The 25,991-nt window shown below is 70.7% G+C and carries 25 protein-coding genes; 13 read left to right on the top strand and 12 right to left on the bottom strand.

The genetic code is table 11. The features are described from left to right. Positions 1-21: 21 nt before the first annotated feature. The 3 genes from V1457_RS18265 to V1457_RS18275 form a co-directional block, all read right to left on the bottom strand. Positions 22-4,734, bottom strand: a complete 4,713-nt coding sequence (locus V1457_RS18265; RefSeq protein WP_338595736.1) for a DUF6531 domain-containing protein — start codon at positions 4,732-4,734, stop codon at positions 22-24. Positions 4,735-4,952: 218 nt separating this feature from the next. Further along, entirely contained in the window at positions 4,953-6,008 is a 1,056-nt protein-coding gene (locus V1457_RS18270; RefSeq protein ID WP_200069645.1) for an LLM class flavin-dependent oxidoreductase, read from the bottom strand. Between the two features lie 75 nt (positions 6,009-6,083). After that, positions 6,084-6,431: a hypothetical protein gene (locus V1457_RS18275; RefSeq protein ID WP_200069644.1), complete on the bottom strand. Its 348-nt coding sequence runs from the start codon at positions 6,429-6,431 to the stop codon at positions 6,084-6,086. Positions 6,432-6,680: 249 nt separating this feature from the next. Here V1457_RS18275 and V1457_RS18280 point away from each other — a divergent pair, with 249 nt between their 5' ends. After that, a complete protein-coding gene (locus tag V1457_RS18280; protein WP_200069643.1) occupies positions 6,681-7,586 on the top strand; it encodes a bifunctional methylenetetrahydrofolate dehydrogenase/methenyltetrahydrofolate cyclohydrolase in 906 nt (301 codons plus the stop codon). Positions 7,587-7,602: 16 nt separating this feature from the next. Here V1457_RS18280 and V1457_RS18285 read toward each other — a convergent pair whose 3' ends face one another. Then, a complete protein-coding gene (locus V1457_RS18285; protein ID WP_338595739.1) occupies positions 7,603-8,232 on the bottom strand; it encodes a UbiX family flavin prenyltransferase in 630 nt (209 codons plus the stop codon). A gap of 260 nt (positions 8,233-8,492) precedes the next feature. Here V1457_RS18285 and V1457_RS18290 point away from each other — a divergent pair, with 260 nt between their 5' ends. Next, positions 8,493-9,491, top strand: a complete 999-nt coding sequence (locus V1457_RS18290; protein ID WP_338595741.1) for an aldo/keto reductase — start codon at positions 8,493-8,495, stop codon at positions 9,489-9,491. Between the two features lie 361 nt (positions 9,492-9,852). Then, on the top strand, positions 9,853-10,218 hold the full coding sequence (locus V1457_RS18295) for a hypothetical protein (RefSeq protein ID WP_200069640.1): 366 nt from the start codon (positions 9,853-9,855) through the stop codon (positions 10,216-10,218). A gap of 94 nt (positions 10,219-10,312) precedes the next feature. Here V1457_RS18295 and V1457_RS18300 read toward each other — a convergent pair whose 3' ends face one another. After that, positions 10,313-10,783, bottom strand: a complete 471-nt coding sequence (locus V1457_RS18300; RefSeq protein WP_338595744.1) for an STAS domain-containing protein — start codon at positions 10,781-10,783, stop codon at positions 10,313-10,315. A gap of 267 nt (positions 10,784-11,050) precedes the next feature. Between V1457_RS18300 and V1457_RS18305 the strand changes: the two genes are divergently transcribed. The 5 genes from V1457_RS18305 (at position 11,051) to V1457_RS18325 (ending at position 15,505) form a co-directional block, all read left to right on the top strand. Beyond that, positions 11,051-12,391 carry a cytochrome P450 gene (locus tag V1457_RS18305; RefSeq protein ID WP_338595745.1) on the top strand — a complete coding sequence of 447 codons (1,341 nt, stop codon included), beginning with the start codon at positions 11,051-11,053 and terminating at the stop codon, positions 12,389-12,391. 138 nt (positions 12,392-12,529) lie between these two features. Then, a complete protein-coding gene (locus tag V1457_RS18310; protein WP_200069637.1) occupies positions 12,530-13,246 on the top strand; it encodes a Clp protease N-terminal domain-containing protein in 717 nt (238 codons plus the stop codon). Positions 13,247-13,415: 169 nt separating this feature from the next. Continuing rightward, positions 13,416-13,985: a TetR family transcriptional regulator gene (locus tag V1457_RS18315; protein ID WP_200069636.1), complete on the top strand. Its 570-nt coding sequence runs from the start codon at positions 13,416-13,418 to the stop codon at positions 13,983-13,985. Positions 13,986-14,168: 183 nt separating this feature from the next. Then, positions 14,169-14,621: a thioesterase family protein gene (locus tag V1457_RS18320; protein ID WP_200069635.1), complete on the top strand. Its 453-nt coding sequence runs from the start codon at positions 14,169-14,171 to the stop codon at positions 14,619-14,621. A 74-nt stretch (positions 14,622-14,695) separates the two neighbouring features. Next, the gene (locus tag V1457_RS18325; protein WP_338595748.1) at positions 14,696-15,505 is read left to right on the top strand and encodes an SAM-dependent methyltransferase; all 810 of its coding nucleotides are present in this window, start codon (positions 14,696-14,698) and stop codon (positions 15,503-15,505) included. 132 nt (positions 15,506-15,637) lie between these two features. On the opposite strand, the gene V1457_RS18330 is transcribed toward V1457_RS18325, so the two are convergent. From V1457_RS18330 to V1457_RS18345, 4 genes are all read right to left on the bottom strand, one after another. Further along, a complete protein-coding gene (locus tag V1457_RS18330) occupies positions 15,638-16,144 on the bottom strand; it encodes a mycothiol transferase (RefSeq protein ID WP_200069633.1) in 507 nt (168 codons plus the stop codon). Positions 16,145-16,384: 240 nt separating this feature from the next. Next, a complete protein-coding gene (locus V1457_RS18335) occupies positions 16,385-16,615 on the bottom strand; it encodes a hypothetical protein (RefSeq protein ID WP_200069632.1) in 231 nt (76 codons plus the stop codon). 53 nt (positions 16,616-16,668) lie between these two features. Then, a complete protein-coding gene (locus V1457_RS18340) occupies positions 16,669-17,670 on the bottom strand; it encodes a bile acid:sodium symporter family protein (protein ID WP_338605034.1) in 1,002 nt (333 codons plus the stop codon). A gap of 125 nt (positions 17,671-17,795) precedes the next feature. Then, positions 17,796-18,656 (bottom strand): oxaloacetate decarboxylase, encoded by an 861-nt coding sequence (locus tag V1457_RS18345; protein ID WP_295149960.1) that lies wholly within the window; start codon positions 18,654-18,656, stop codon positions 17,796-17,798. A gap of 752 nt (positions 18,657-19,408) precedes the next feature. Between V1457_RS18345 and V1457_RS18350 the strand changes: the two genes are divergently transcribed. Both V1457_RS18350 and gndA read left to right on the top strand, forming a co-directional pair. Beyond that, positions 19,409-20,596, top strand: a complete 1,188-nt coding sequence (locus V1457_RS18350) for a dipeptidase (protein ID WP_338595749.1) — start codon at positions 19,409-19,411, stop codon at positions 20,594-20,596. Between the two features lie 150 nt (positions 20,597-20,746). Further along, positions 20,747-22,183, top strand: a complete 1,437-nt coding sequence (gene gndA / locus V1457_RS18355; RefSeq protein WP_338595750.1) for an NADP-dependent phosphogluconate dehydrogenase — start codon at positions 20,747-20,749, stop codon at positions 22,181-22,183. A gap of 87 nt (positions 22,184-22,270) precedes the next feature. Here gndA and V1457_RS18360 read toward each other — a convergent pair whose 3' ends face one another. After that, the gene (locus tag V1457_RS18360) at positions 22,271-22,507 is read right to left on the bottom strand and encodes a hypothetical protein (protein WP_338595751.1); all 237 of its coding nucleotides are present in this window, start codon (positions 22,505-22,507) and stop codon (positions 22,271-22,273) included. 107 nt (positions 22,508-22,614) lie between these two features. Further along, on the bottom strand, positions 22,615-23,253 hold the full coding sequence (locus V1457_RS18365) for a TetR/AcrR family transcriptional regulator C-terminal domain-containing protein (protein ID WP_338595752.1): 639 nt from the start codon (positions 23,251-23,253) through the stop codon (positions 22,615-22,617). Positions 23,254-23,413: 160 nt separating this feature from the next. Here V1457_RS18365 and V1457_RS18370 point away from each other — a divergent pair, with 160 nt between their 5' ends. Beyond that, a complete protein-coding gene (locus tag V1457_RS18370; RefSeq protein WP_338595754.1) occupies positions 23,414-23,848 on the top strand; it encodes a hypothetical protein in 435 nt (144 codons plus the stop codon). Beyond that, positions 23,845-24,162 (top strand): hypothetical protein, encoded by a 318-nt coding sequence (locus tag V1457_RS18375; RefSeq protein ID WP_338595755.1) that lies wholly within the window; start codon positions 23,845-23,847, stop codon positions 24,160-24,162. Before V1457_RS18370 ends, V1457_RS18375 begins: the two co-directional genes overlap by 4 nt. 75 nt (positions 24,163-24,237) lie before the next feature. On the opposite strand, the gene V1457_RS18380 is transcribed toward V1457_RS18375, so the two are convergent. Further along, positions 24,238-24,936: a dienelactone hydrolase family protein gene (locus V1457_RS18380; protein ID WP_200069623.1), complete on the bottom strand. Its 699-nt coding sequence runs from the start codon at positions 24,934-24,936 to the stop codon at positions 24,238-24,240. A 112-nt stretch (positions 24,937-25,048) separates the two neighbouring features. Here V1457_RS18380 and V1457_RS18385 point away from each other — a divergent pair, with 112 nt between their 5' ends. Further along, positions 25,049-25,969, top strand: a complete 921-nt coding sequence (locus V1457_RS18385) for a hypothetical protein (protein ID WP_338595756.1) — start codon at positions 25,049-25,051, stop codon at positions 25,967-25,969. Positions 25,970-25,991: the final 22 nt, after the last annotated feature.

A 25,991-nucleotide genomic window follows, 5' to 3' on the forward strand; every position in this document is an offset into this window, starting at 1 on the left:
GGGCAACGGACACCGTAGCCGTCACGGCACGACCGGCACCGGAACAGGACGGATCGGGATCGGGATGACGGGTTCGGGCAGCTCGGTCAGCGGCCCGCCTTCGCTGTAGGCCTTCGACTGCACGTCGTCGCTCGCCCGGTCGTTCTCGGCGAAGTAGATGTGCCCGTCCGGATTGCCCAGGCCCCACACGAAAACGGTGTCATTGGTCCACGGCGTCTCGAAGTACGAGAAGAACCCGGTGGTCACGTCGAAGCCGGAGGCCCACTCGGTCAGCTCGTCGCTGGGCTCGAAATCGACGCCCCAGTAGCCCGCGCTGAGCACGTAGCCGTTCAGCTGCCCGGTCACCTCCACCGCGGTGGCCGGCCCCGCCCAGCGTTTGACCTCGAAGATGTCGCGTTCCTCGGTGGTGATGTCGACGCGGAACCGGTTCGTCCCGCGCGGGCCGACTTCCCAGTCGACCCGCTCGCTGACCGGCGTGTAGTCCAACACGCCGCCCCAGAACGAATCCCACCCGCCGGCCCGTTCCGCGTTGAGCTTGTTGATCGTCAAAGCCTGGGCTGCGCGCTCGGGCCTGCGGCTGTAGTAGAGGTCCTTGAGCGTGTCCGGATCCGCGTCGAGCGCGTCCTCGGTCAACCGGTAGCCGCGGACGCGGAAACAAGCCTGGTCTTGGAAGCACTTCCAGTGCCGTTCCAAACCGTTGCCCGGATCGCCCGAGCAGTTGCCGCATCCTCCGATGCCCGTGGCGGCAAGTTGCGCCAGCAGCCCGCCGCGCGCGTCGGCGACCGCCCACGCCCCGGTCGGGTCGGTGCGGTTCAACGGATCGTTTTCCGCGTACTGGTAGCGGTTGTTGGCCTGGCTGCTCGCCCCGATCAGCGCGACCGGGTCCGGGGCGTGGAACCGGCCCACCGCGCCGTCGAGGAAGCGGGCGCGCAGGTAGACGTCGGAGGCCAGCGACAGTTCGCCGCGGTAGCCGAACCTGGGAATCTCCGGGGCGGACAGCGGCGCGCGGTCCGGTTCGGCCTCGAGCGCCCCGAACGCCCCGTAGCGCTCGGCCTGCGCCCACGGCCGGGTCTGCTCGGTGCGGACGGTGGAGCCGAAGGCGTCCCGGGCGAACACGACCGAATTCTGCGCGGTGGTGGCGAAAGCCCGGCCTTGGCCATAGGTGAATCGGGCGCCGGCCAGCCGTCCGCCGACCGGTGAGGAGTCGTCCTGCCGGGCATCCGTCCGGACCCGTTGATCAAGGATCTGCGGCAGCCGGTCTCCCACGCTCCAGCGGTAGTCGACCGAGGTCGGCGCCGCGTCGTCGCCGATGCGCGACTCCAGCTCGGTGAGCAGGCCGTCGCCGTTGTAGCGCAGCTCGGCTCGCTCCGACGACCACGCGGTGGTGCGCGTCGATACCCGCGGGAGGCCGAGGCCGTCGTAGTCGATGACCTGTCGGCGGTCGCCGTCGTGCTGTTCGAGCAACCGGCCTGCCGGATCGTAGCGGTAGGCGATCCGCCTGCCTTCCTGCTCGACGGCGACGAGCTGATCCGCCGCGTCGTAGAGGTAACCGGTCCGCGCACCCTCGCGGACCACCGCGGTCCTGTTCCCAGCGATGTCGTAGGCGATGCGGGTGTCCGCGGAACCGTCCGCCGTGCGCGAGCTGATCGAGACCAGCTGGCCGCCCGGGTCGTAACCGAAGGCGTGCCGCAGCACCTCTTCCGCACCGGTCGCGTCCGCGCCGACGTGATCGACCTGGCCGGTGATCCGCCCGTCGGCGTCGTGCGAAAGTTCGGTGCGGATCGCCGGGACGTTCGCCCGGTTCTCGGCGAACTCCGCCAGCAGCCCGCCTTCGTAGCGGTAGCGCCGCGACCAGCCGCCGGGCAGCTGCTCGGTCACCAGCCGCCCGTCCGGGTCCACGGCGTAGACGGCTTCTCCGGCGTCGGAGTCGCGCAGGCCGACGAGTCTGCCGTTGCCGTCGTAGCGGTAGTGCGCCGCCGCACCATCCGGATAGTGCAAGGTGGTGCGCTGGCCCGCCGCGTCGTAATCGGCGACCAGGCGGCCTTCGTCCGGGAACGTGACGGTGCGCAACCGTCCGGCCGTGTCGTAGTCGTAGCCGGTCGTTCCGGTGCTGTCGGACATGCTCTTGCGGCGGCCCGCCGCGTCGTAGGTGTAGCGCACTTCGGCGCCGTCTTCGCCGTGGCGGCGCAGCAGGTTGCCGCGTGCGTCGTACTCGAAGTGCTGCCGCAGCCCCGAAGGTTCGATCAGCGTGGCCAGGTTCCCCGCCGCGTCGTACTCGCGCCGAGTGGTGCGCCCGAGCGGGTCGGTCACCGATGTCCGCCTGCCCGCGGCGTCGTGGGTGAACCGGGTGCTGACGCCTTTCGCGTCGACGAGCTCGGTGAGGTTGCCGAGTTCGTCGTAGTGGTTGCGGGTGGTGCCACCACGTGCGTCGGTGCGACTCACCAGGCGCCCGGCGGCGTCGTAACCGAACCGGGTGCGCATCCCGCTCGGGTTGATCACTTCGGTGCGCCTGCCCCGCGAGTCGTAGCGGTACCGGGTGATCCAGCCGCGCGGGTCCACCACGGCGGCGAGCCGCCCGTGTTCGTACCGGAAGCGGGTGACCAGGCCGGCCGGGGTGCGCACCGCCGTCGTCCGTCCCGCGGCGTCGTGCTCGAACCGGGTCCGCCCGCCCTCCGGATCGGTGATCGTGGTGATCCGGCCGTTGTCGTCGTAGTGGTATTCGGTGCGCCTGCCCAGCGGATCGATGCGCACCGAAGTCCGCCCGTCCGGGCCGTGGCGCCGCATCGCGACCGCGCCGTCCGGGCCGGTCTCGGTGACGACCCCGGCGGGGTCGTCGTACTGCGTGCGCCAGGTCGCTCCGGCCGGGTCCGTCACGGCGACGGGACGGTCCAGCGCGTCGTAGTCGACGGTGGTGACGGCTCCGCCGGGGTCGGTTTCCACGACCGCGTTGCCGCGCTGGTCGAACTCCTTGCGCACCGTGCCCGCCGGTGAGCTGACGCTGGTGTTGTTGCCCTCGGCGTCGTACTCGTAGCGGGTGGTGGCGCCCACCGCGTCGGTCACGGCGGTGATCCGGTTCAGCTCGTCGTGCGCGAGCGTGACCTGCTCACCGGCGGGTCCGGTGACCGTTGCGAGGTTTCCCGCCCGGTCGTAGCCGTAGTTGGTGCTCGTGCCGAGCGGGCCGGTGGTCGCGGCCAACCGGCCCGCCGCGTCGTACTCGCGACTGCTGCGCGTGCCTTCCTGATCGCTCGTGCTCAGCAGTCTGCCCGCCGCGGAATACCGCCGCTGCCGCACGATGCCGTCCCGGCCGGTGGTGCCGACCAGCCGTCCGGCGTCGTCGTACCGGTACTCGATCCGCTCACCGAGGGCGTTCGTCTCGGCGACGCGCCTGCCTGCGGCATCGTGCTCGTAGCGGGTGTTGGTGCCGTCCGGTGCGGTGGCGGTGACCAGGTTGCCGCGGTCGTCGTGCTCGTACCACCAGATCCCGCCGGCGGGGCGCCGCGTGCGGAGGACTTTCCCGTCCTGCACGACCTGGTGCGTGATGCCGCCGGACGGGTCGCTGATCGTGGCAGGGATCCGCTCGTCGCCGTGGTAGGTGAACAGGGTGCGCAGGCCTGCCGGGTCGGTGACGCTCGTGATCCGGTGTGCCTCGTCGTGGGTCCAGCTCGTGGTGGCGTCCCCGAACGTTTCGGTGACCAGGTCGCCCGCTTCGTCGTAGTGCTGTGCGAACGCGGTGCCGCCCGCGGTGCTGCCCTCGACGAGTCGGCCGTCCTCGTCGCGGCGCAGCGAAGTCGTGCCTCCGAGCGCGTCGGTGACACGCACGGGGCGGCCGTCCGGGGCGTGGCCGAACTCGGTCCGGGCCCCGGTCGGGCCGTGCACCGCGGTCGTGCGGTTCGCGTCGTCGTAGGAGAAGCGGACTTCGACCTCGCCCGCGAGAACCTGCTGCACCACTCGGCCGTCGGCGGGGTCTCCCGAGGCCACGTCCGCGAAGTCGTTGCGCACCAGCACCACGCCGTCGGCGTCGGTGACCCGCGCGAGCAGCCCGGCCGGAGTGCTGTCGTACCTCGTCGCGCCGGTGCCGGGGGTGGTGGCCGAGCTCAACACCGGGATGTCCGGCGATGCTGCGTCCGCGACGCCCGCGGTCCCGTACTCGTAATGCACCGCGCGGCCGTCGTCGGCGACGATCCGGCGCAGCAGGCCGCCCGCGCCGTAGGACAACTCCAACCGGAATCCGGCCGAGTGCACCGCGGAGATCAGCAGCCCGGCCGAATCATATTCGCAGTCCACTCGTTGCCCGCGGGCGGCGCGAGAACGCATCCGCCCGGCGGCGTCGAACTCCCAGACCTCGCCGCTGAAGAAGTGCAGTTGCCAGGACTCGGCCTGCTCGCGCAGCTCGGCGGGCAGGTCGGTCGCGCGCCCGTGGGTGCCGTCCGGACGGTGCGGGAAGGTCAGCGCGCGACCGTCCGAGTGGTGCAGCACGATTCCTTCGGACGACTCGAAATCCAGCCTTGCGTCCATTGTGGACGTCCAACCGCGTCCGAGCCGGCCGGAGCCGGGTCCGCGCGAGTTGTAGGTCCTCGCCCAGCTCAGCAGCGGACTCGGCATCGGCAGGTCGAGCGCGGTGCGGGTGTGGTTGCCCACCGCGGTGTGCACGCCGTCCCCGGCGAACGAATATCCGGGAACGCGGCCCAGAAGTTCCCGGATCGGCCGATTCGGAAAGGGTTCCGCGCTCGTCATGTGTGACCCCCATCCACCACCTGCGAGAGGGGCATCACGCTAGTGATCAGCGCAGCGCGGTCACAAGGTCGTTCATCCGGATGGACGCTGGAATGCGGCTTCGCGGCCGCGTCGCTGCGGATGCATCCGGCCGCGGTGGGCCGAGTACCGGGCGAACGGTTCGTTCGCCGCCGGACCGACGCCAGGACCGCGAAGTCCGAAGTGGACGGACGCGCCGGTCAACCGGCTCCCTCCAGCCGCCGGTAGCGCGGGATGACTTCGTGCGCGAACCGGCGCTGTTCGGACTCGAACGGCTGGAACTGCAGCATGAGCGTGCCGATGCCGAGCCGGCGGAACTGCAGGATCCGCTCGGCCACCGCGTCGTAGCTGCCGACCAGACCGGCCGCGGTGCCGCCGTTGGTGCCGATGTGCGGATGCTTGGCGAAGGTGTGGAACATGACCGCCTTCGGGTCCGCGTTGGCGACCAGCCCGTCCCACGCCCGCTTGCCCTGTTCGGCCAATTCCCATTGGTAGGCCAGCACTTCCTGCGCTTCGGCATCGGTTTCGCGGGCGATGACGAACGCCGACAGCGCGTACCGCAGCGGGTCGCCCTCGCGCGGGCGGGAGGCGACGTCGTCGATCAGCGCGCGCACGTCCTGCTGCGGCTGGCCGTTGATGAACCAGGTGTCGGCGAGATCCGCGGCCAGCGCCCGCGCCGGGTCCGACTCACCGCCGACGTAGACGGCAGGCCGGTCGCGGTGCCCGCTGGCCGGTTTGAGCTGGTAGTCGTCGATGTGGAAGTGCTCGCCGCGGAAGCTGACCCGCTCACCGGCCAGCAGCCCGCGCACCACCCGCAGCCATTCGGTGCCGTAGGCGTAGCGCTCGTCGTGCTCGGCGAATCCGATGCCCGCGCGTTCCAGCTCGGGTTTGAACCATGCGTTGACCAGGTTGATGCCGAACCGCCCGCGGCTGATCTCCTCGATCTGCAAGGCCTGCTTGGCCAGCACCACCGGGTGGTAGAGGTACGGCTTGATCGCGGCGATGATCTCGATGCGCTCGGTGAGCGCGGCGAGTGCCGCGGCGGCGGTCCAGGTGTCGAGCTGGTCGTACTGCTCGCCGAACGGGTTGATCACGTGCTGGGCGAGCAGCGTGCTGTCGTAGCCGAGTTCCTCGGCTTGCAGGATCTGCCGCCGGTTGCGTTCCCACGAGGCGTCGACGGGGTCTTCGGGGTGGTGGAACGAGGCCCAGTTGCCGTAGACCAGCGCCCAGACGCCGAACCGGAGTTGTGCGGACATGCCGGAAGGTCACCAGCCGCAGGTGCGGTTCGGCCAGACCGTCCCAACACGTGAGCGCTGCGGCCTGCCGAGCGTTCAGACGTGGTCGACGACCTTTCCGACGGTTCGCCGGACGAGCTCGTGGTCCCGGCCGAGGTCCTTGGCCGCATCGCGCGCCAGGTCGCGGGCGGTGTCCTTGGCCAGGTCCCGGCCGAGATCGCGGGCCAGGTCCCGCGCGAGATCCCGGGCCAGGTCCCGCGCCAGGTCCCGGGCGAGGTCGCGCGCCACGTCGCGGGCGATGCCCTCCTCGACGTGCCCGAGGTCGACGCCCTTGACGTCGCGCACTTCGAGCAGCGGGTCCGCGGCGGCGTTGCCGGTGCCCAGCGGGAGCGCGGCGGCCGCCGCCGCGATCGTCCACAGTGGAGGTCCGAGTCGGAGTCGCATCGGCGCCTTCTCGTTGATCGACTTCAGCTACCGCAAGATCATCGACCGCTTCGGCGGGCGCCCGCATCGCTGGATCGGGTGTTGATCGCGCACTCGGGCGGCTCGCTTGATGTCCGACACACCGGTACCGACGCGTTCCGGTTGGACGCGGGCGCCCGTTCCGGAATCCGAGGTCACAGCGCCGCGCACGGCCGCTGAACGGGCAGGGGCGGCATCGCAGGAGCGCGGCCGCTGTGCTAGAGAACAACCGTGTCCGCTCGAGTCCTTGACCCCAGCGCCCTCGCCAAGAACTACCGCGCGCAGATCCGCGCCGAGGTCGCCGCGCTCCCGGAACCGCTGAGCCTGGCCGGTTTCCGCGTCGAAGGCGAGGGTCCGACCCAGACCTACGCCGAATACACCCGGCGCGGCTGCGAACAGGTCGGAATCCACTTCGAGGAGCGCGTGCTGCCGCCCGAGCAGATCGAGCGCGCCGTGCACGAGGCGGGCAGCGACCCGCGGGTGCACGGGATCTTCATCTACTACCCGATCCAAGGGCTCGCGCAGGACCGGTGGCTGCGGGAACTCGTCGACCCGCGCAAGGACGTCGAGGGGCTGCACTCGTTCTGGAGCCGCTGCCTCTACGAGAACCGCCGCTACATCGACACCGGCCACACCAAGCGGGCGGTGCTGCCGTGCACCCCGCTGGCCGTGCTGAAGCTGCTGGAGGAGGCCGGGGTGACCCGGCCCGGCTCGCCCGAGCCGCTCAGCGGCCTGCGGGCCTGCGTGTTCAACCGCAGCGAGATCGTGGGCCAGCCGCTGGCGGCGATGATGGCCAACGACGGCGCCGAGGTCACCTCGTTCGACATCGACGGCGCGCTGTCGTACCTGCCGCCGAAGGACCGGGGCACCTCCGAGGTCCGCGCCACCGACATCGACCGCGCCGCGGCGCTGGCGCAGGCCGACGTGGTCGTGACCGGCGTGCCGTCGCGGGAATTCCCGCTGGTCGGGCCCGGCGAGATCAAGCCGGGCGCTACCTGCGTGAACTTCTCCACGATGAAGAACTTCACCGACGACATCGGCGAAGCCGCCGAAGTCTTCGCTCCCAGGATCGGCCCGATGACGGTGACGATGGCGCTGCGCAACGCCGTGCGCCTCTACCGCAACTGGAACGGCTGAGGGCGAAGCCGCCGCGCTAGCGAGCGCGGTCCTGGTGGGCGGGAGTGTCGTCGCCGCTCCACGCGTAGTAGTCGGTCTGGTCGAGGCCGAGGAATCCCAGCAGCCGCGCGGTGAACTCCTCCTGCAGCTGCTCGACGCTCTGCGGCGCGTTGTAGTAGGTCGGGATCATCGGGTACACGACGGCACCGGCCTCGGTCACCTGCGTCATGTTCCGCAGGTGGATCAGGTTGAACGGTGTTTCCCGCACGCACAGCACCAGCGAGCGCCGTTCCTTCAGGCACACGTCCGCGGCCCGCTCGATCAACGTGTTCGCCTGGCCCTGCGCGATCCGGCCGACCACGCCCAGCGCGGCCGGGAGCACGATCATGCTGGTGGACGGGTAGCTGCCCGAGGTCGGTGCGCCCGCGAGATCGTCCGGGTCCAGCGCGCGGACCTTGGCGGAGTCGCCGCCGAGCAGCAGGCGCGCCGGATCGTCGCCGTCGGTGCCGCCGAACTCGTGCGCCACCAGCTTTCTGCCCGACGGCGAGACCATGAGGTCCACGTGTTCGACCCGCTCGTCGCGGTCCAGCGCGGACAGCACGCGCCGCGCCACCTGGGTGCCGCCCGCCCCGGTCACCGCCATGATCATCCGCTGTCGTTGCGCCATCGGCCCTCCTCGGACGAAGTCCTCGCTGCACCGGCGAGTTTGCGGGCTGCCGGTCGGGGCTGCCGGATGCGGTGGACGCAACGCGCGGTTCGCGGGACCGGCGGGCGTGGCTCGCCGCACGGGGGCTCCAGGCCGATTTCCCGGCATCCGAGAAGTGCCGGACCAGGGCTTGGAAGCCGGACGGCCCGCGCGGTGTTGTGCTGGGAGAGCGACCCGCGCCGGGCGGTGCGGGCGACGGCGAACAGGAAGGTGACCAACTGATGTCTCTGGCTCGGCGGGACGAGATCCCGCAGCACCGCCTCGGCTCCCGCGGTCCGGCGGTCAGCGCGCTGGGCTACGGCGCGATGGGGCTGTCCGGGGTCTACGGCGAGGCCGACGACACCGAGTCGAAGCGGCTGATCCGGCACCTCGTGGACGCGGGCATCACGCACATCGACACCGCCGACGTCTACGGCCGCGGGCACAACGAAATGCTGCTCGGCCAGGCGCTGTCCGGCGGTCTGCGGGAGCGGGTGGTGCTGGCCACCAAGACCGGCGGCGGAGGTGCCGAAGGGCTCGGCCACCCGGACCGGATCCGGGAGGCGATCGACGCCAGCCTCAAGCGCCTGGGCACCGACCACGTCGACGTGTACTACCTGCACCGGGTCGACCCGAGCACGCCGATCGAGGACAGCGTCGGCGCGTTGGCCGACATCGTCGCGCAGGGCAAGGCCCGCCACATCGGGCTCTCCGAGGTCAGCGCGGAGACGTTGCGGCGGGCGCACGCCGTGCATCCGATCGCGGTGACGCAGGAGGAGTACTCGCTGTTCACCCGCGACGTGGAGACCGAGCTGCTGCCGGCCGCGCGGGAGCTCGGCGTGGGCGTGGTGGCGTATTCGCCGCTGGGACGCGGCGTGCTCGGCGGGTCGATCCGCAGCGCTGATGACGTGGAGAACCTCTCCGCGCGCCAGCAGCGCTATCCGCGTTTCGAGGAAGAGGCGCTGCGCGAGAACCTCACCAGGGTCGACCGGTTGCGGGAGCGCGCCGACGAGCTGGGCACCACGCCCGCGGCGCTGGCGCTGGCATGGCTGCTGGCGCAGGGCGAGGACGTCGTGCCGATCCCGGGCACCCGACGGGAGTCCAATCTGGACGGGAACATCGAGGCGGCGCGGCTGGAGCTGCCTGCGGAACTGGTCGCCGAGCTCTCCGGGATCTTCCCGCCCGGATCGACCGCGGGGGAGCGGTACGCGAGTGGGCTGCGGGGCAGCATCGGCCGTTGATCCCAGCGGGGCGTCGTCGCGGCGGCGCCCCGCTTGTCGGCCGGAAATCGTTCGGTTCCGTTTTCGCGCCGGACCTTGCACTGGATTCGCCCCGGTTCTGCGGTCGGTCGCCGCCCTTGCGCTGAACGCCCGGACGTCGTGCCGCCATTTCGCTCGCGGCGTTGGGCCGAACAGGCCGATCGTCCTCGCAGTTCGCAGGCCTTTCCGGTCGCCATCGACGGCATTGTCCGATCGGTATAGCCATTCTGGAATATGCCGAAAAATTGCCGAGGGGGCGGGTGGATCTCCCGGTCAGAACGCGTGCACACTGTCCGCGGCACGCTCGTGCTTTTCGCGAAGTACCGAACTGGAGAACCGTCCGATGAGCATCGAAAGCGCCCCCGCCGTGTGGGCGAAAGTCCTCGACGAGGAGCCCTGGGTTCCCTATGAGGATCCGCACCTGCCCGGCGGCGAGAACGCCGCTCAGGTCAAGATCCTGGCCCCCAACGTCTTCTACGCCTGGTTCCCGCCCGGATTCGCCGCCCCGGAGCACAGCCACCCGTTCAACACGACGTACTACATGGTCAAAGGCGCGCTGCGGTTCGGGGACGAAGGCTGGGTCGGCGCCAATGCGGTTCGCGGTGTCCGCGCCGGGCACGTTTACGGGCCGGAGCAAGCCGATCCGGTGGAGGGCTGCGAGTTCCTGCTGGTCAGCGACGGGGACATCGGGATCGACTGGGCCGTCTGAGCGGCCGCCCCGGGTCCGAGCAGGACGCAACGCGCCGTGTCGATGTGGACGAAAAGGCGCGTCGGCGGCCGGACGGCGCCGACGCGCCTGCGGATCACTCCGCGTGCGCCGCGGTCACCGCGTTCGCCCAGAGCACGAAGCGCTCCCGGGTGCCGGTGATGTCCAGCAGCCGCGCCAGCAGCCCGTAGCGGTCGGGCACGACGCGCAACGAGATGTCGCGCTCCTCGGCCCGCAGCCGGCACTGGTCCAGCAGTTGCAGTCCGCTGGTGTTGCAGTACGTGATCGCCGAAAGGTCCAGCACCACGACTTCGCTGCACGAGGCGAGCCGGTGCCACATCAGCTCGTGCAGCCGTTGCACCGTGTGGCTGTCGATCTCGCCGCGCGCCGACAGCACGATCGTGCCGGGGTCGGGCCGCGTGACGTCGATGCTGAGACCTTGCGCCGATGCCTGTTCGGCGTGTTCCTGAGTCGGCACCGGGCTGATGTCTCGCGCGGCCGGGACGGTGAAGTCCACGTCGCCGATGTGCGTCTCTTCCGGGAAGGGAGGGCTCTGAGCCACACGCATTGCCGCCTCCTGATCGATCGCGGAGGACGCTCGGCGCCGCTGTGAGCCACAGCGCCGAGATGCGCCCTAAGCGTTCTCCGTCTGTGCGCGGCTGTGAACTCAACCGGTGCCTACGGTACCTGCCGGTGCAACCTTGCGAAGGCAGCGACGGAAGTTGCTGATGTGGTCGGGAATTTGCCCAGCAGTGATGCGCGGTTGTCCGGTGCGCGAATAACACCGGCCTCAACGGGTAACCCGCGGCGCAGCGACCCCTCGCTTTGGAGCGCGATGACCGCGACGAGCACCGGCGCGAAGTCCCTGCCCCGCGCCTCGACCCCGGACACCCTGCGGGCCGCGGCGATCGCCATCGCCCCGATGCTGGCCCAAGGCGTGATCGCCCGCCGCCCGCGCATGGTCGAACTGGCGGGCAGGCTCGGCACGGACCGGCGTTCCGTGCGGCTGCTGCAGGAATTCCGGCGCCGCTACGGTCCGGGTCCGCTGCGGCTGCGAGTGCCGTTCCGCTCGGTGGCGCTGGTGCTCTCGCCGGAGCACGTGCATCGCGTCCTGGATGGCTCACCCGAGCCGTTCGCGCTGGCCAACGTGGAAAAGCGCGGTGCGCTGAACCACTTCCAGCCGCGCGGCGTGCTGGTCTCGCACGGGGCGAACCGCGCCGACCGGCGGCGGTTCAACGAGGACGTGCTCGACACCGGCAACCAGGTGCACCGGATGGCCGACCGGCTCGTCGGCAAGGCGGGCGAGGAGGCGGACGAGCTGTTGCGCACCGCGGAATCGCGGAATTCGCTGGTGTGGAACGATTTCGCCCAGGCGTGGCGGCGCGCGATCCGGCGGATCGTGCTCGGCGACGCCGCGCGGGACGATCGGGAGCTGACCGCGCTGCTCACCGAGCTGCGCTACGACGCGAACTGGGCCTACCTGCGGCCGAAACGCGGCGACGTGCGCGAGCGGTTCACGCGGCGGTTGCAGGAGTACCTGGACGCGGCCGAGCCGGGCAGCTTGGCGGAGCTGGTCGCCGCCGCCCCGTCCAGCGCCGAGACCGCTCCGGTCGAGCAGGTCCCGCAGTGGCTGTTCGCCTCCGACCCGGCGGGCATGGCCACCTACCGCGCGCTCGCGTTGCTGGCCGCGCACCCGGACCAGGCCGGTCGGGTGCGCGCCGAGCTGACGGATCGGGATCTCGCCCGGCCGCAGGACCTGCCGCTGACCCGCGCGAGCGTGCTGGAGTCGGTGCGGCTGTGGCCGACGACGGCGGTGGTGTTGCGGGACAGCACGACCGAAACCGAGTGGGACGCGGGCACGCTGCCCGCCGGTACCGCCACCCTGATCCTCAGCTCGTTCTTCCACCGCGATGACGAGGTGCTGCCGCAGGCCGACCGGTTCGATCCGCAGGCGTGGCTGGACGGCCGCGCCGAGCAGGACTGGTCGCTGTTCCCGTTCGGCGGCGGGCCGGGCACTTGCCCGGGACGGGAGCTGGTGCTGTTCACGGCGAGCACCGTGCTCGGGAAGTTGTTGCGGCGGCACGATTTCCGGTTGAGCGCGCCCGCGCTGCGTCCGGAGGCGCTGCCTGCCGCGTTGAATCCGTTCGCGGTGCGCTTCGCCGTTTCGGCTCGGTGACCGCGAATTCGCCGTCCGAGCATTGTGGACGGTTGGGTGCGATGTGGTCGGCGGGCACGGTTCGCGCTCCGCGCGGCACCGCCGGTCGATCGTCAACGCAGCGTTGACGAACCTGGGACGTCAACTTATGGTTGACGCATGCCGAACGAATCCGCAACGCAGTCGATCCGGCTCGACGACCTGATCGACGCGATCAAGAAGAACCGCTCCGACGTCCTCGACCAGCTCTCCGACGCGGTGCTGGCCGCCGAGCACCTCGGCGAGATCAGCGACCACCTGATCGGGCACTTCGTCGATCAGGCCCGCAGCTCCGGCGCCTCCTGGACGGACATCGGCGGAAGCATGGGCGTGACCAAGCAGGCCGCGCAGAAGCGCTTCCTGCCGAAGGATCCCGGCGGCGTCTCCGACCTCGACCCGGCGCAGGGCTTCAGCCGCTTCACCCCGCGGGCGCGCAACGTCGTCGTCGCCTCGCAGGAAGAGGCCCGCGCGGCCGGTAATCCCGAGATCCGGACCGCGCACCTGGTGCTGGCGCTGCTGAGCGAGCCCGAGGGCGTGGCGGTCACGGCCCTGACCGCGCAGCAGGTCACCGCCGAGGACGTGCGCAGCGCCGCTGCTGCCGTGCTGCCGGACCCGGTCGAGGACGTGCCGCCGCTGATCCCGTTCGACTCCGGCGCGAAGAAGGCCTTGGAGCTCACCTTCCGGCAATCGCTGCGGATGGGGCACGACTTCGTCGGCACCGAGCACATCCTGCTCGCACTGCTGGATCTGGAGGACGGTTCCGGCGTGCTGTCCGGGCTCGGAGTGGGCAAGGCGCAGGCGCAGGAGTCGATCGCCGCGGCCCTGCAGCAGAAGTGATCACCAGGTCCGTGGTCTCCCGGGCGCCGAGCCCGGCCACGGCCGAAGCTCCCGCGCTGCCCAGCGCCGCGACAGCTCGGCGCGCCACCGGCGCCGAGCCGCTCACCGAGCCAGTTGGTCCGGCGTCAGCATCCCCGAACCAGCCGGTTCGGCAAGGTAGGCTGATCCGGTGCGCGCAGCAGGCCAAGCCACCCGCGAGCGGATCCTCGCCGCGGCCAAGGAGGAATTCGCCCGCCACGGCGTCGCGGGCGCGCGGATCAACCGCATCGCCGCCGGCGCCCGCGCCAGCAAGGACCGGCTCTACGCCTACTTCCCCAGCAAGGAGGAGCTGTTCGCGGAGGTCGCCAGCCGATGGGTCGCCGAAACCTCCGAACGCACCGCGCTGCGCGGCGACGACGTCCCCGGCTACGTGGGCCGGTTGTTCGACCACTACTTGCACGACCCGCAGAGCGCCCGGCTGCAGGCGTGGCTGGACCTGGACCAACCGGTGGACCTCACCCGCGACGACATCCGGTTCAGCGGGCTGCGCCCGAAGATCGACGAGATCCGCAGCGGCCAAGCGACCGGGCACATCGACCCGTCGTGGCACGCCGCCGACCTGCTCGTGGTGCTGCTGGGCATCGCCCGCTCGATGGCGCTGTCCGCGCTGGCGGTGGGCAAGGTCGGCGGGCGCGACCCGGACACCATCCGGCGGGCCGCGGTGACAGCCGCCCAACGCGTCGCCGAACCACCCCGATGAGATCGGACCTCGTTTTGCGGAGGTGTCCGGGTAGCGGCACCCCGCCGGTGGTCCGTTGTCGTAGATGGTCACCCGCTCAGCGGCGCCGCCGCTGACAGGACAACGACAACCCGGGCGCACCCAGCTCGCGGGAGTGCGCCGTGCGCGCGGGTGCGGAGCACCGGAGACATAGGATCTATCGGCATGTCGAGCTTTGCCGAGCCGTTCCCGGAACGTGCGGACTTCACCGTGCTGTGGCCGATCACGACGCGGTGGGAGGACAACGACGTCTACGGGCACATCAACAACGTCGTGCACTACTCGTGGTTCGACACCGCGGTCAACGGCTGGCTGATGCGCGCCACCGGCTCGGACATCCGCGAGCTGCCCGCGATCGGGCTGGTCGTGGAAACCGGGTGCCGCTACCTGTCCGAATTGAGCTTTCCCGCCGGGATCGAGGTCGGTCTCGGTCTGGAACGACTGGGCAGCTCCAGCGTCACCTACCGGCTGGCGGTCTTCGGCGACGGTGCCGCCGAACCGGCCTCCGTCGGCCGGTTCGTGCACGTCTACGTCGACCGCGAGACCCGCAAGCCCACGAGCGTGCCGGAGACGATCGTGGCCGCACTGCAGGACTTGGCGCGCTTCGCCGCGAACTGAACCGCCCCGGTGGTGGTCGCCGAGCGTGTTCACCCGCTAACTTCGTGGTGCGGCGGTGCGAGGAGGTTGAGCCGATGACGTGGCTCGAGGTGCAACCCGAAGATCTGTCCGAGATCGACGTGCGACGGCCGAACTCGGCCCGCATGTACGACTACTACCTGGGCGGGTCGACGAATTTCGAATCGGACCGGGATGCGGCCCGGCAGGTGATCGCGGCGATGCCGGACGCGGTCACCTCCATCCGCGCGAACCGGTCGTTCCTGGCCAGAGCGGTGCGGTTCTGCGTGCAACAGGGCGTCGAGCAGTTCCTCGACCTCGGTTCCGGAGTGCCGACCGTCGGCAACGTGCACGAGGTCGCGCGCTGGCTCGACCCGCGCGCCAGAGTCGCCTACGTGGACCACGAACCCGTCGCGGTCGCGCACGGCAGGCATCTGCTGCGCAACGTCGAGCGGACCACGGTGACCGAGGCGGACCTGCGCGACGTCGACCGGGTGCTGACTGCGGACGGGGTGACGCAGCTGCTGGACTTCGACCGCCCGATCGCGGTGCTGATGGTCTCGGTGCTGAACTTCGTCGAAGACGACGACGTGGCCCGCGAGGTCGTCCGCCGCTACACCGAACCGCTGGTGCCCGGCAGCTTCCTCGCGCTGTCGCACGTCACCCCGGAGTCGGTGCCACCGGAGGTCGCCGGCCGGGTCGCCGAGCTCTACCGCAACGCGAACCCGCCGAGCTTCTGGCGTTCGCCCGCGCAGATCTCCGCGCTGCTGGAAGGGTTCGACCTGGTCCCGCCGGGTTTGGTGACGCCGTCGCAATGGCACCCGGACGGTGATCAGGAAGCCGAGCCGGCACAGGTGGCCTACCTGGCCGGAGTCGCCGAGATCTAGGCGTGCCGTCGAGCTCGGGTTGCGCAGGTGGCGAAAGCGGCTGACGTGAACGAGCCGACGCCGCGGTGAAACGAGACCGGCGGCTGCCGCGGCGGTGGCCGGTCGGCACCGCCGCGGCGACGCCGACCGGCGTCAGCGGCGTTCGACGATGCCGCGTACGAACGCCGCTTGCCCGGCGTGCTGCAGACCGTCCGCCAGCACGCTGACCAGCCGGACGCCGCGGGTCACCGGCGGGGTCCAGCCGCGGTCGATCACCTCGTCGAGGTCCTCGTCGGTCAGCTTGCGCACCGAGTCGGTGGTCTGCCGGTGCACCGCGTCGTGGTACTCGGTCAGCAGGTTCGCGGGCGCGCGCACGGCCGCGACCTGGTCGGAGCTGTGCCCGTAGCCGATGTCGGCCTCGTCGAAGGGCAATCCGAAGCGGTCCCGGAAACCGCGCGCCAGCCACACCTGATCGGTCCCGCTCACGCCCGCGAGGTGATCGTCCTGCACCCGGGTCAGGTGCCACACCAGCCAGGCGATCGAGTTCGCCTGCGCGTCGACGCGGAACGCCAGATCCTGCTCGGTGAGGCCCTCGACGGCCTCCAGCACCGCATCGCGGATCCGGTCGTAGCCGTCGATGAGCACGTCAGCGCTGGTCATGTCGGTCCCTTCCGGTCGGTTCGATGCGCCCATGCGCATCCGGTAACCGTACGACCGAGCCGGTGCGGCAGGCAGCCCACGAGCCCGTGCGCAGGACCGGCACCGCATTGCCCGGCACCACTCTGCGACCCGTTTCCGAGGCATGTCACGACGACGGTCACGGTTTCGTCCTCGTCTTGTCAGCGGCGGAGCCGCTGAGGTTCCGCTACCGGCACCGCTACGCAAACCGCCCCGAGACCCTCAATTATCGTGGTCGCTGCCTGCGGTGGCGCCGGGGCCGCCGAAGTTGAAGTTCAGCGTCCGGTCGATCTCCAGCAGGCTGTCGCCGTTGTTGCTGAGGTTCAACGCGCTCGGGCCCGCCGCGTGGCTGTGCCCGTCGCTGCTCGGCCCGGCGTGGGCCACTCCGATCGGCGCGATCAGCAGGGTTCCGGCGAGTGCCGCGCAGGCGGCGAGTTGGCGCAAGAGGCGCAAGGGAGTTCCTTTCCAGGAGATTTTTCCGATGGGGCAAGGGATTCGAGGGTTCTTCAACGACTTGCCGGTGCCACGTCAGGCTCCGCTTCGGGCGTCGTCGCGGCGAATCTGCGGGCCAGCCAGGCGCAGGCGATCAGCTGCAGCTGGTGGTAGAGCATCAGCGGCAGCACCAGCAGCCCCGCGCTGGGTCCGGCGAACAGCACCGAGGCCATCGGCAGGCCGCTGGCCAGGCTCTTCTTCGAGCCGCAGAACACCAGCGCGATGCGGTCCGGCCTGCTGAACCCGAACCAGCGGCCCAGCAGGCCGGTCACGGCGAGCACGATCGCCAGCAGCACCGCGCTGACCACCAGGAGCAACAGCAGCCGCACCGGCGTGAGCTGGTGCCAGATGCCGCCGACGGTGCCTTCGCTGAACGCCGTGTAGACCACGCCCAGGATCACGCACCGGTCCATCCGGCCGAGCACCTTGCCGTGCCGCCGCACCCACTCGCCGACCCACCGGCGCAACGCCTGCCCGAGCAGGAACGGCACCAGCAGCAGCAACACGATCTCCGGCAGCGCGTCCAGCGGGAACCCGCCGGTGGTGCGCGAGACCAGCCAGCCGGCCAGCAACGGGGTCACCAGCACGCCCAGCAGGTTCGAGAAGCTGGCCGCGCAGATCGCCGCGGCAACGTTGCCGCCCGCGATCGAGGTGAACGTGATCGACGACTGCACCGTCGAGGGCAGCACGCACAGGAACAGCAACCCGAGGTAGAGCGGTTGCGGCAGCACGGCGGGCACCAGCACCGCGCAGGCCAGGCCCAGCAGCGGGAACAGCACGAACGTGCTCAGCAGAATGACGCCGTGCAGCCGCCAGTGCCGGATTCCCTCCCAGGCGGCCCCGCCGGGCAGCCGTGCGCCGTACAGGAAGAACAGCAGGCCGATCGCCACCGTCACCGCGTGGTCCAGCCCGATCGCATATCCGCCGCGGGCGGGCAGGATCGCGGCCACTGCGGCGGTGAGCAGCAGCGCCAGCACATAGGGGTCCGGCTTCAGCCGGGCCGCCATTCGGGACATCATTTCCGGCAACTCCACGACGTCGTTTTCCGCCGAATGCGGATGTTTGCACGAGCGGCGGAACGGTTCGATTTCCACCGGGCAGCGGACCCACTCGATGGTTCGCTTTCCGCTCCGGCGCGGGATCAGACCGGCATTTCCACCGGTTTGACGTGGTGCCGGCTGATGTTGCTCTCCAACAGCGCCAGCGAGTCCGCCACGCCCACGCTGCGTTCGGAGATCTCCGGCAGCCTGCCGTCGTTGGCGCGCAGTTCGTGCAGCGCGTCCTGGATCGCGGTCTGCGCCGCGAACAGGCACGGCGTGCTGTAGATGGCGACGTTCACGCCGAGTTCCTGCAATTCCGGCAGCGAGATGCGCGGCGATTTGCCGCCGGCGATCTGGTTGAACAGCAGCGGCTTGTCGCCGATCACCTTGCGGACCTTGTGGATCCAGTCGACGCTGCGCACCCCGTCCACCAGCAGCACGTCCGCGTCGGTTTCGGCCAGCGCCGCGGCCCGGCGCAGGATCTCCGGCTCCTCGGTGGCGTCGGTGCGCGCCACGACCACCAGGTCCTTGCGGGTGGCCAGCACCAGCTCCAGCTTCTCCAGGTAGTCCTCCAGCGGCAGCACCTGCTTGCCGTCCACGTGCCCGCAGCGCCGCGGCCGCTTCTGGTCCTCCAGGATGACGCCGGAGGCGCCGATCATCTCCAGCTGCTCGACCACGTGGCAGGCGACCTCCGGGTCGACGTAGCCGTCGTCGATGTCGACCAGCAGGTGCTGGCGGGGGAACGCCAGCCGCAGCCGCTGCACGAACGCCACGATGTCCGGCCAGGCGATGAAACCGATGTCCGGCAGGCCGTAGTGCGAGGCGGCGAAGCCGAACCCGGAAATGAACATCCCGGAATAGTGCTGGGCCGAGATGGACGCCGAGAACATGTCGTAAACGCCGATCAGGGGTGTTATCTCCGAACCGGCGACCTCGTCGCGGAGTGCGGTTCCGTAATGCACGTGTGTTCCTCCTCGGGAGTTTTCCGGTGCGCGCGGCAAGATTTCGCGATCGGTGTGCGGATTTGGCCGAGCCCGGCCGGAAACGCGATGCGCGCCTTCCGGTCTTCGCGGCCGCGGTCTCGGAACGAGGTCCGGAACCCGGCGGTCGAATGGAACCGGCGAACGCGGCGCCGGTGCCGTGCGAGGTTCGCCTTGCGGGGTGTCGGAAGGCTGGTCCCGGAAGGCGGGTTTCGGAAGGCGGGGTGCCGGCAGGCGAGTTTCCGTCCTGGCTCGACCACGACTTTATGCCACAAACCGGACGCCTACAAACCCACAGTCGGGTGCAGCTCGGTACTCGATGGCGAAGCACACTGCGTGATTAATCCGGCCGACGGTGCAACTTTTTGAATTCGCCAGGAACGAATATCCATTCTTGATTCCGAGGAAAAACTTTCACGTTCGGCGGGTGGCGCAATTCCGACCAGCGGCTCGGCCGCTGCGCGCCGAACTCGTACGGCGACGGTGCGCCGTGGTGGGCGACAGTCGTTGCGCTGGAAAAGATCAACTTTGCGGTGATCTTGGTCCGCTCGGCTGATCGCTGAGCGTGATCACATGCCGTTGCCGCAATGCATCGAGGGGGTTCGAGTCGCCCGAAAAGCCGCACGGGACGGCGAGCTGTGGCGGCCGCACTGCGCACGACCTGTTGAACCCCGGCGGCCCGCGGGGTAGACAGCACGACGTCGTGATCGTGGCGAAGGAAGCGTGAGGTAGCGATGCCCGACGAGCGAGGATCAGCAGCGCGCGCCCGTGTGCTGCTCGATCGGCACCCGGTACTCGACGGGCACAACGACCTGCCGTGGGCGCTGCGCGAACACGACGCCTACGACCTCGCTCGGCTGGACATCGATCAAGACCAGTCGCAGCACCTGCACACCGACCTGGCGCGGCTGCGCGCGGGCGGCGTCGGCGGCCAGTTCTGGTCCGTCTACGTGCAAACCGCCCTGCAAGGCGACCGGGCGGTCGCGGCCACCCTGGAGCAGATCGACTGCGTGCTGCGCCTTGCCGCGCGCCATCCGGAGCAGCTGGAGCTGGCAGGCACCGCGGAAGAAGTGCGCGCCGCGATGGCCCGCGGCCGCATCGCCTCGCTCATGGGTGCCGAAGGCGGCCACTGCATCGCCTCTTCGCTGGCGACGCTGCGGTCCTTGCACGCGCTGGGCGTGCGCTACCTGACGCTGACCCACAACGACAACGTGCCCTGGGCGGACTCGGCCACCGACGAACCGGCCGCGCACGGGCTGACCCGCTTCGGCGAAGAGGTGGTGCGGGAGATGAACCGGCTCGGGATGCTGGTCGACCTCTCGCACGTCTCGGCCGACACGATGCGCCACGCGCTGCGCACGACCCGCGCGCCGGTGCTGTTCTCGCACTCGTCGTCCCGCGCGGTCTGCGACCACCCGCGCAACATCCCGGACGATGTGCTGGCCGAGCTGCCCGCCAACGGCGGGGTCGCGATGGCGACGTTCGTGCCGTCGTTCATCTCGCAGCCGACCAGGGAGTGGTTCCAGCGCTACGAGGCCGAACTCGCAGCACGCGGGCCCGCCGGTGACCCGGATGCCCAGCGGCGGTTCCGCGCCGACTACGAGGCAGCGCACCCGCGCCCGGAAGTCACCGCCGCCACCGTGGCCGACCACCTCGACCACATGCGGGAGGTCGCGGGGATCGACCACCTCGGCATCGGCGGCGATTACGACGGGGTGCAGACCACCCCGGACGACATGCCGGACGTGGCGGGTTACCCGCGGCTGTTCGCCGAACTCCTGGACCGCGGGTGGTCGGACGACGACCTGGCGAAGTTGGCGCACCGCAACGTGATCCGCGTGCTCGACGCGGCGGAGCGGACCGCTGCCGAGCTGCGTGCGCAGCCGCCTTCGGTCGCCACGATCGAGTCGCTGGACGGCTGATCCCGCGTTTGCCGCCGCGGCCGCGGCACTGTGGACTTGCGGTCCTGTGGACTTGAGCACCCCGCCCGCCTGGATGCCCTAACTCGGGAACACCGCCGTGGACGGCCTGGTTGGGCAGGGTGAGTCAACCGGACGCCGAAAGAGGTTTTCATGTCGAAGCTGGCGCAAGTGGGCGTCACCGGCCTGGCGGTGATGGGCCGCAACCTGGCCCGCAACTTCGCGCGCAACGGCTACACCGTGGCGGTGCACAACCGCACGCCCAGCCGCACCCGCGAGTTCATGGACCGGTTCGGCGAGGAGGGCGAGTTCGCCCCCGCCGAGTCCGCCGCGGAGCTCGTCGCCGCGCTGGAACGCCCGCGCCGGGTGGTCGTCATGGTCAAGGCGGGCGACCCCACCGACGCCGTGATCGACGAGCTCGCGCCGCTGCTGGAAGAAGGCGACGTGCTCATCGACGGCGGCAACGCGCACTTCGAGGACACCCGCCGCCGCGACGAGGCGCTGCGCGCCCGCGGGCTGCACTACGTCGGCACCGGCATCTCCGGCGGCGAGGAAGGCGCGCTGCACGGTCCGTCGATCATGCCCGGCGGCTCCGCGGAGGCGTACGAATCGCTCGGGCCGATGCTGGAGCGCATCAGCGCGCACGTGGACGGCACGCCCTGTTGCACGCACGTCGGGCCGGGTGGTGCCGGGCACTTCGTGAAGATGGTGCACAACGGCATCGAGTACGCCGACATGCAGCTGATCGGCGAGTCCTACGACCTGCTGCGCCGCGCGGGCGGGCTGGAACCGGCGCAGATCGCCGAGGTGTTCCGCGGCTGGAACCAGGGCCGCCTGGCGTCCTACCTGGTGGAGATCACCGCCGAGGTGCTCACGCACACCGACGGCACCACCGGCGAGCCGTTCGTCGACGTGATCCTGGACCAGGCCGAGCAGAAGGGCACCGGCCGCTGGACCGTGCAGACCGCGCTGGAGCTGGGCGTGCCGGTCTCCGGGATCGCCGAGGCGGTGTTCGCGCGCAGCCTGTCCGGGCACGCGGACCTGCGCGAGGCGGCGCAAGGACTGGCCGGGCCAACGGCCTCCGCGCTGTCCACTGAGGACGCCGAGCGGCTGGCCGCGGACGTGGAGCAGGCGCTGTACGCCTCCAAGGTCGTCTCCTACGCGCAGGGCTGGAACATGATCTCGGTGGGCAGCCGGGAGTACGGCTGGGACATCGACCTCGGTGCGATGGCCACGATCTGGCGCGGCGGCTGCATCATCCGCGCGGCGTTCCTGGACCGGATCCGCAACGCCTACAGCGCGGACCCGGCGCTGCCGACGCTGCTGGCGGACGCGGAGTTCTCCCGCGAGCTGGCCGACGCCCAGGACGCTTGGCGGCGCGTGGTGCGGACCGCGGCCGACCTCGGCATCCCGACACCCGGTTTCTCCGCCGCGCTGGCGTACTACGACTCGCTGCGCGCCGCACGGCTGCCCGCTGCGCTGACGCAGGCGCAGCGCGACTACTTCGGCGCGCACACCTACCGCCGCGTCGACGCCGACGGCACCTACCACACCCGTTGGGACGCCGACCGCACCGAAGAAACCGCCTGAGACGACCGCGGTGCGGCGGTGTCGCGAACCGCCGCACCGCTCCTGGCGAACAGCGAGGCGAAGACGTGTTAGTACCACGTTCCCCGATCATTCCTCCGGGGCGTCCGGGGGGATGTCGGCGGGCAGGTGGCGGGGGTGCGGCTGCTCGCCGGGCTCCGGGCGCCACCGGTCGTCTTCGTCGCCGATGGGCGTGTCCGGGGTGATCCGGTCGCCCGAGCCTTCGTCGTAGCCCTCGTCCTCGTTGCCGTGGCCGATCGGCGGGTCGGCTCGCTCCTGCGGTTCGGGCTGTTCATGCCGTGCGGACTGTTCATATCGTGCGGACATCGTGGTTCCGACCAATCCGGGACTTCATCCGCGGGCCTGCCGACGGCCGGGTGGCCTGCCGGTCGGTCCGGGACTCCGTCCGCAGGCTTGCCGACGGCCGGGGCGGCTCAAACCTCCGCGCGCTGCCGCAGCGAGGTCAGCAGCAGTGTGAGGCCGAAGTCGAAACGCTCGTCGAAGTCCAGCACGTCCAGCTCGTCCAAGATCCGGTGCAGGCCCGGCAGGTCGCGTTCGGTGACCGCCTCGTGCAGCCCGCTCCGGTGCGCGCCCGGCAGCGCCTGCTCCTCCTGCACCAGCCCGAGCGTGTAGTACACCAGCGTCCACACCGCCCACGAGGTCTCCCGCCGCCCGAGCCCGGCGCCCAGCAGCGTGCCGCTGAGCTCGTCGGCGAACCGCAGCGTGTGCGGGTCCGGCGCGTAGGTACCGGTGACCACGGCGGCACCGTCCCGGTGGGCCAGCAGGGCGCGCCGGTAGCGGTGGAACAGCTCGCGGACCCGCGGTTCCCAGTCCTGCGGCAGGTCGGTCAGCGAGACCTCGCCGATCAGCGCGTCGGCCATCAGCTCGCGCAGCCGCGCCTTGCTCTTGATGTGCCAGAGCACGGTGTTCATCCGCACCCCGAGCCGGTCGGCGACCGCGCGCATGGACACCGCGTCGAACCCCTGCTCGTCGAGCAGCCGGACGGCTTCGGTGACCACCGCGGCCGGTTCCAGGCGCGGCCGCTCGGGCCGCGGCGTGGCGTCTGCGCTCATCAGATCAACCTAAGGGGGCTCATCGGCTCAACCTGAAGGGGCTCATCGGCTCAGCCTACGGGGTTCCCGCCCGGCGCTCCTGGCCCGGCAGGGCGCGGGTGAAGTCGTGAGCGCGCCCGGTACGGTTCGGCGCGACCAGGCACGAACCAGCTGGATTGTGATGATCACAGACGTTTTCGCGGCGGATCCGGACGCGATTCCCGCATATCGGCAAGCCGGGTTCCCGGACCCGCAGCGATACGGGTTCAGGACGCTGCGGGCCCGTGGCCTGGATCCGGTCGCGCTCGCGGCGCTCGACGCGCTGCTGTCCGAAACCGACCTCGGCGAAGCCATCGGGCACGCCGCCCAGACCCCCGATCAGGAACCCGATCTCTACGCCGCGCCGGTCGTCACGCCGGTGAGCAGCCGGATCGTCACGCTGCTGCCCGCGGTCGGCGCCGACCAGCTCACGCCGCTCGCGCAGGACTGGGCTGGGCTGCCGGAGCTCGCGGGCGCCTCGCCGGAATCCGTGCGGGACTGGCTCGCCGAGTTGCAGCCGCTGTGCAGGGAAGCGGTCGACAACGCGGAACTCCTCTTCGTCTGGAATTGCCTGTGATCACGCAACGACAGCTCGACGCGGCGCGTCAGTACGCCTGGCTTCGCGCGGCCTACTTCCACGACGAGATGGCCCGCAGTGCGCTCGAGGACCCCGACGTAGCGGCGGATTCCAAGATCGTCAGAACCGGCGGGGAAGCCGGCCTCGAGTCTCCGGATGCGGTCCTCGGCGACACCGTCGCGCTGGACGTGGTGCCCGACACCGAGACGAGCAGGCAGGCGCACCTCGGCCGCTGCGGGGTCGACGAGGCTGGACAACTCCTGCCGTACGAGCCCGCGACGAGCGAGTTCCTGGCCGAGATCTTCGAAAGCTGACGCGCTGTGGACGGATCGCCGCTGGTGAGCGATCCGTCCACAGCGACGCCGCCGAGGGCGAACGCCGCCGAGGGCTCAGCGCTCCAGCTTCGCCCGGAGGAATTCCAGCGTGGAGCCCCACGCCTTGGCCGCCTGCGTCGCGTCGTAGGTGCCGAGCGCGTTCGAGTCGTTGAAGAAGGCGTGCCCGGCCGGGTAGATGCGGAAGTCCGGGCGTTCGCCCGCTTCGCGCTCGATCCGGTCCGCCAGCTGCTCGACGGACTCCGGCGGCGCCATCGAGTCCTGCTCGCCGAAGTGGCCCAGCAGGGGAGCGGTGAGGTTCTCGAAGCCCGGGTATTCCTCGCCGAGCACGCCGTAGAACGGCACCGCGGCGCCGACCTTGTCGCCCTGCTGCGCGGCGAGCACCAGCACGAACCCACCGCCCATGCAGAAGCCGACGGCGCCGACCTGCTTGCTGGTGACGGCCTCGTGCCCGAGCAGGTAGTCCACCGCGCCGCCGAGGTCGCGGGCCGCGCGATCCACCGGCAGCTCCTGCATCAGCCGGCCGGCCTCGTCGGCGTCGTGCGTGGTGCTGCCGCCGTAGAGGTCCGGCGCGAGGGCGACGAAGCCCTCGTTGGCGAGCCGGTTGCACACGTCGGCGATGTGGTCGGTCAGCCCCCACCACTCCTGGATCACCACGACACCGGGACCGCTACCGGACTCCGGCAACGTCAGGTAGCCGTGCGCGGTGTTGCCGTTGCTGGGAAAGGTCACGTTCTGCAGCGGATTGTCAGCCATGCCCGCATTCCATCACTTGGCCGCGCGACTCGGCACCCGGGCGGGCGAACCCCGGGTACGAACGCCCTGCGGAGCGTGGACGCGCCGGTGCGCGCCGGTCATCATCGGACCCGTGCGGGAACCTGGTGCGGCAGCGTCGGCGGATGCCGATTCCGTCGAGGCGCTGCACGCCGCGATCGGCCGGTTCGCGCGGTTGGACGCGCAGTTGGGCTCGGGTGCGGTCGCGCCGTCGGTGTTGCGGAGTTTCCGCGCCGCACAACAGGTTCTGCGCACCGGGCGGTATGTGCGCGCGGTGCGTCGGGATCTGCAAGCGGTGACCGCGGAAATGGGCGAACTGGCCGGTTGGATGCTCTTCGACGGTCTGCGGCTGACGCAGGCGCGGCGGATCAACGCCGAGGCGCTGCTGCTCGCGCGGGCGGCCGGGGACACCGCGATGACGTGGTTCGTGCTGTCCAACGAGGCACTGGTCCGCACCGGTTCCGGTCATTACGGCGAAGCGCTGCGGATCTCCCGCCACTTCGCCGAGGACCCGCGCGTGCCGAGGCGGGTGCGGGCGTTGTTCCGGTTGCGGCAAGCGCGCGTGCTGGGCCATGCGGGCAACGAACCCGGTGCGCTGCGAGCTTTCGAGCGTGCCGGGGCGATGTTCTCGGACGGCCTGAGCAGCCGGGATCCGGCGTGGTCCTGGTGGTTCGACGAGCGCGAACTCGTCGGGCACGCGGGCAGCCTGCGCGTCTCGCTGGGCCGGCACGCCGAGGCGTTGCCGCTGCTGGGCGCGGCGGTCGAGGCGGCCCGCGACGACGGCTACCGGTGGGCGCTGTACATCCACCGGGCCGCGTTGCTGGATGCGGCGTTGGCGGCGGGCGACATCGCCGAGGCCGAGCGGGTCGCCGTCGCGATCGTGCCGATGCTGGAGCGGATGAACTCGGCCCGCACCGAGCATCGGCTGCGGCACGCGCTCGCCCGCGGTGCCGGGCGCAGGTGTCCGTCCACGTTGTCCGATGCGCTGGAGCACATCCGGCGGCGGCTGAGCTGAGCGCCGAGCCGGGGACGCGCGG

The sequence above is a fragment of the Saccharopolyspora sp. SCSIO 74807 genome (assembly GCF_037023755.1).
In the GTDB taxonomy this organism is placed as follows: Bacteria; Actinomycetota; Actinomycetes; order Mycobacteriales; family Pseudonocardiaceae; genus Saccharopolyspora_C; species Saccharopolyspora_C galaxeae.

What these genes read in the sequence shown, in the direction of transcription:
- V1457_RS18265 (WP_338595736.1), bottom strand. Translation starts at nt 4,734, where the DNA reads ATGACGAGCGCGGAACCCTTTCCGAATCGGCCGATCCGGGAACTTCTG.
- V1457_RS18270 (WP_200069645.1), bottom strand. Translation starts at nt 6,008, where the DNA reads ATGTCCGCACAACTCCGGTTCGGCGTCTGGGCGCTGGTCTACGGCAAC.
- V1457_RS18275 (WP_200069644.1), bottom strand. Translation starts at nt 6,431, where the DNA reads ATGCGACTCCGACTCGGACCTCCACTGTGGACGATCGCGGCGGCGGCC.
- V1457_RS18285 (WP_338595739.1), bottom strand. Translation starts at nt 8,232, where the DNA reads ATGGCGCAACGACAGCGGATGATCATGGCGGTGACCGGGGCGGGCGGC.
- V1457_RS18290 (WP_338595741.1), top strand. Translation starts at nt 8,493, where the DNA reads ATGTCTCTGGCTCGGCGGGACGAGATCCCGCAGCACCGCCTCGGCTCC.
- V1457_RS18295 (WP_200069640.1), top strand. Translation starts at nt 9,853, where the DNA reads ATGAGCATCGAAAGCGCCCCCGCCGTGTGGGCGAAAGTCCTCGACGAG.
- V1457_RS18300 (WP_338595744.1), bottom strand. Translation starts at nt 10,783, where the DNA reads ATGCGTGTGGCTCAGAGCCCTCCCTTCCCGGAAGAGACGCACATCGGC.
- V1457_RS18305 (WP_338595745.1), top strand. Translation starts at nt 11,051, where the DNA reads ATGACCGCGACGAGCACCGGCGCGAAGTCCCTGCCCCGCGCCTCGACC.
- V1457_RS18310 (WP_200069637.1), top strand. Translation starts at nt 12,530, where the DNA reads ATGCCGAACGAATCCGCAACGCAGTCGATCCGGCTCGACGACCTGATC.
- V1457_RS18320 (WP_200069635.1), top strand. Translation starts at nt 14,169, where the DNA reads ATGTCGAGCTTTGCCGAGCCGTTCCCGGAACGTGCGGACTTCACCGTG.
- V1457_RS18325 (WP_338595748.1), top strand. Translation starts at nt 14,696, where the DNA reads ATGACGTGGCTCGAGGTGCAACCCGAAGATCTGTCCGAGATCGACGTG.
- V1457_RS18330 (WP_200069633.1), bottom strand. Translation starts at nt 16,144, where the DNA reads ATGACCAGCGCTGACGTGCTCATCGACGGCTACGACCGGATCCGCGAT.
- V1457_RS18340 (WP_338605034.1), bottom strand. Translation starts at nt 17,670, where the DNA reads ATGTCCCGAATGGCGGCCCGGCTGAAGCCGGACCCCTATGTGCTGGCG.
- V1457_RS18350 (WP_338595749.1), top strand. Translation starts at nt 19,409, where the DNA reads ATGCCCGACGAGCGAGGATCAGCAGCGCGCGCCCGTGTGCTGCTCGAT.
- gndA (WP_338595750.1), top strand. Translation starts at nt 20,747, where the DNA reads ATGTCGAAGCTGGCGCAAGTGGGCGTCACCGGCCTGGCGGTGATGGGC.
- V1457_RS18360 (WP_338595751.1), bottom strand. Translation starts at nt 22,507, where the DNA reads ATGTCCGCACGATATGAACAGTCCGCACGGCATGAACAGCCCGAACCG.
- V1457_RS18365 (WP_338595752.1), bottom strand. Translation starts at nt 23,253, where the DNA reads ATGAGCGCAGACGCCACGCCGCGGCCCGAGCGGCCGCGCCTGGAACCG.
- V1457_RS18370 (WP_338595754.1), top strand. Translation starts at nt 23,414, where the DNA reads ATGATCACAGACGTTTTCGCGGCGGATCCGGACGCGATTCCCGCATAT.
- V1457_RS18380 (WP_200069623.1), bottom strand. Translation starts at nt 24,936, where the DNA reads ATGGCTGACAATCCGCTGCAGAACGTGACCTTTCCCAGCAACGGCAAC.